Genomic DNA, 3,758 nt, shown 5'->3' on the forward strand with positions numbered 1-3,758 from the left:
TCAGCTCGGTGATCGCGGTCGCGACATCGACCCCCGGATTCGCCCGGAACGTCTCCGCCGCCGATCGCACCGCGGCCTGGTCGCGCGGCGTGAACGCGCGCAGCGCATGCTGCACCCGGTTGCCGAGCTGCCCCGCGATCGTCTCGGGAATGTCGATCGGGTTCTGCGTGATGAAATACACGCCCACGCCCTTCGACCGGATCAGCCGCACGACCTGTGCGATCGTGTCGAGCAGCGCCTTGGGCGCGGCATCGAACAGCAGATGCGCCTCGTCGAAGAAGAAGCACAGCACCGGCTTGTCGGGATCGCCGATCTCGGGAAGCTGTTCGAACAGCTCGCTCATCAGCCACAGCAGGAACGTCGAATAGAGCTTCGGGCTCGCCATCAGCTTGTCCGCAGCGAGGATGTTGACCAGCCCCCGCCCCCGGTCGTCGACGCCGATAAAGTCGCGCAATTCGAGCGCGGGCTCGCCGAAGAAATGCTCCGCGCCCTGCGACCGCAACTGGAGCAGCGCACGCTGGATCGCACCGATCGACTGTTTCGACACGTTGCCGTACGTCGTCGTCAGCTCGTCCGCCCGCCCCGCGCATTCGCTCAGCATCGCCTGCAGATCGTCGAGATCGATCAGCAGCAGCCCTTCGGTGTCCGCGACATGGAAGGCGATCGTCAGCACCCCCTCCTGCACCTCGTTCAGGTCGAGCAGCCGCGCGAGCAGCACCGGCCCCATCTCGCTGATCGTCGTGCGGATCGGATGCCCCTGCTCGCCGAACAGGTCCCAGAACTGCACGGGCGTGTCCGCATAGGCCCAGCCGTCATCGCCGATCGCCCTGGCGCGCTCGGCAAAGATCGCATGCGTCTTCGCGGTCGGCGACCCCGCCATGGCGAGCCCCGACAGGTCGCCCTTCACGTCCGCGACGAAGCACGGCACGCCGTTTGCCGAAAACCCCTCGATGATCCCCTGCACGGTCACGGTCTTGCCCGTCCCCGTCGCGCCCGCGATCAGCCCGTGCCGGTTCGCGCGTCTGAGCTCGAGCGTCTGCCGCGTACCGTCCGCGCTCGCGCCGATGAAGATGCCGTCGCCCATGCTGCTATGTCCTCGCTGTCGATCCCGATCCTAACCCCGCGCCCCGCAAAGAAAAAGGACCGCCGCTCGGGTGAGCGACGGTCCTTCGGGACACGCGAGTGTCGGGTGGATTACTTGATCTTGACCGGCAGGAACTGCGCCGGCCCGCGCCCGCGCTTGACCTGCAACAGCACCTGCGGGCGCCCGGCGGCCTTGGCCGTCGTAACCGCACCCTGCAGCTCGGTTGCACTGCGCACCGGCGTGCCGTTGACCGAGATGATCACGTCGCCGCGCTTGAGCTTGCCGAACGCATCGCTCGTCTGCGCGACGGCGGCGATCACCACGCCCTGCGTGCCCGCCTCGACGCCGACCGCCTGCGCGATCGCCGGGGTCAGCGGCTGGACGCCGATCCCGAGCGCCGCACCCGCAGTGGGTGCCGCGCCGGTCGCTGCGTCATCGTCGTCGCCGTCGTCGGTGCCGAAGCCCTGCGCATCGCCGCCAAGCGTCGCCGCCAGCTTGTCCGCGCTCGGCCGCGGCACGACGACCACGTTCGCGCTCGTCGGCTTGCCGTTGCGCAGGATGTCGAGCCGCGCGGTCTGGCCGGGCTTCACGTTCGACACGAGATAGGACAGCGACTGGTCGACCGTGACGACCTGGCCGTTGACCTTGGTCACCACGTCGCCCGCGCGCACGCCGGCGCGCGCCGCGGGCCCGCCCGCGGTGACGTCATTGATCAGCTCGCCCTGGTTCTTGGCGATGCCGAGCGCCGCTGCGGTATCCTCGTCGATCGTGCCGCCACGGCCCAGCGTCACGCCGATATAGCCGCGCTCGATCGTGCCGCCCTTCATGAAGGTCGCGATGATCGGCTTGGCGGTCGCCGCGGGGATCGCGAAGCCGATGCCGATATTGCCGCCCGACTGGCTGAAGATCTGCGAATTCACGCCGATCACATTGCCGTTCAGGTCGAACATCGGCCCACCCGAATTGCCCTGGTTGATCGACGCGTCGGTCTGGATGAAGCGGTCATACGCGCCGCCCTGTCCGGTGACGCGGTTGATCGCCGAGATGATCCCCGCGGTCACCGTGCCGCCCAGCCCGAACGGCTCGCCGATCGCGACGACCCAGTCGCCGACGCGCGCGCCGTTCGAATCGCCGAACTTGACGAAGGGCAGGTTCGGCGCGTCGATCTTCAGCAGCGCCAGGTCCGATTCCTGGTCCTTGCCGATGACCTTGGCGACATATTCCTTCTTGTTGCTCAGCGTCACCGTGATCGAATCGACCGTCGCGCCCTGCGCGCCCGGCGAGATCACGTGGTTGTTGGTGACGACATAGCCGTCCGCCGAGATCAGGAAGCCCGAGCCGAGCGACGCGCCCTCGCGCTTGACCGGGGGGCCACCCTGCGGACCGCCGCCCATGCCGCCGAACAGCTCGCCGAACGGCGTACCCGCGAACGGATTGGCCTGCTGCTTCTGGACGATCGTCTGCTTGGTCGAGATGTTCACGACCGCGGGCTGGAGCCGCGCGACCATGTCGGCAAAGCTCATCGGCGCGCCGGGCTTGGGCACGACCGCCTGGATCGCGCCGGGTTCGTTCTGGGCGACCTGGCCGGTCCCCGAAGCGGTGCCGGGCTGGAGCGCGAGCGTCGCGGTCGCGCCGCCGAGCAGTAGAGCGCTGGTAATGGCGTAGGCGTAACGCACTGGATATTGTCCTCTCGTTTCATCGTCCGAAACCGGGGTTTCATCGCCGATTACGGCTGAACGACGCTTGAATATGAACGGGTGTTCAGAGCAAGCTCACGGGCTTTAACGCCCGCGGCCCTCGAATTCCCGCAGATAGCTGTTGTTCGGCGAAAGAATTATCGACGTCGATCCTTCGGGTGCCGGACCGCCATCTGCCCCGAACGTGTGCCGGTAGGACTGCATGGCCCGGTAGAAGTCGTAGAAGTCGGCATCCTTGCCAAAGCTCTCGGCATAGATCTTCGCCGAATCGGCATCCGCCTGCGCACGCACGATCTGCGCCTGCTTCTGGCCCTCGGCCCGGATCGTGATCGCCTCCTGCTGGCGTGCGCTCGACATGCGCTTGAGCGCGCTTTCGAGCGGCAGGCCGACGGGCAGGTTCGCCTGCTTGATCCGCACGTCGACGATCTCGACGCCATACTGGCTCGCCACGCGCTGCAACCCGGTCTGGATATTGTCCATCAGCTCGGACCGCTCGGGGCTGAGCAGTTCGACGAAGCGCCGCTTGCCCAGCTCGTTGCGCAGCGCCGAGCCCAGGATCGGGCGCAGCTGGTCGGGGATGCGTTCCTCGCTGCCGACCGCGTTGCGCATCTTGCGCGGGTCGACGACGCGGTAACGCGCATAGGCATCGACCTCGAGCCGCAGCTGGTCGGTCGACAGCACCAGCGTGTTGTCCAGCTCGATGTCCTGCACGCGCTTGTCGATCCACACGATGCGGTCGATGAACGGCACGCGCGCGATCAGCCCCGCGCCGGTCTGGCCGAAGGGCTGGCCGGGCGCATAGGCGTTGACCGTCCGGATCGGCTGGCCGAACCGCAGGATCACCGCCTGCTGCGTTTCCGGCACGATCGCAAAGCTCGCCGCGGCAAGGATCACGAGCACCAGCGCGATCGCGCCCGGCATCGCCCGCGCGCGCCGCCTCGATCGTCGCGTTGAGCGCGAGCAGGTTGGTCTGGCCG

General features: G+C 67.7%; 3 protein-coding genes and 1 pseudogene. All 4 read right to left on the bottom strand.

Annotated elements, in window-relative coordinates; genetic code table 11:
- Positions 1-1,084, bottom strand: a 1,084-nt coding sequence (locus sphsw_RS03480) for a helicase HerA-like domain-containing protein (protein WP_031439386.1), incomplete at its 3' end; no start/stop codon positions are given.
- Positions 1,085-1,194: 110 nt separating this feature from the next.
- A complete protein-coding gene (locus sphsw_RS03485) occupies positions 1,195-2,760 on the bottom strand; it encodes a Do family serine endopeptidase (RefSeq protein WP_031439387.1) in 1,566 nt (521 codons plus the stop codon).
- 105 nt (positions 2,761-2,865) lie between these two features.
- Positions 2,866-3,702 carry a protease modulator HflC gene (gene hflC / locus sphsw_RS03490; RefSeq protein WP_031439388.1) on the bottom strand — a complete coding sequence of 279 codons (837 nt, stop codon included), beginning with the start codon at positions 3,700-3,702 and terminating at the stop codon, positions 2,866-2,868.
- Positions 3,692-3,758, bottom strand: a pseudogene (locus sphsw_RS20850) (methyl-accepting chemotaxis protein); the annotation flags it as partial. The pseudogene sphsw_RS20850 and the gene hflC, both read right to left, overlap by 11 nt.

It is taken from the genome of Sphingomonas sp. FUKUSWIS1 (genome assembly GCF_000733135.1).
GTDB lineage: Bacteria > Pseudomonadota > Alphaproteobacteria > Sphingomonadales > Sphingomonadaceae > Sphingomonas > Sphingomonas aerolata.

Coding starts and splice junctions, on each gene's coding strand:
- hflC (WP_031439388.1), bottom strand. CDS start 3,702: ATGCCGGGCGCGATCGCGCTGGTGCTCGTGATCCTTGCCGCGGCGAGC.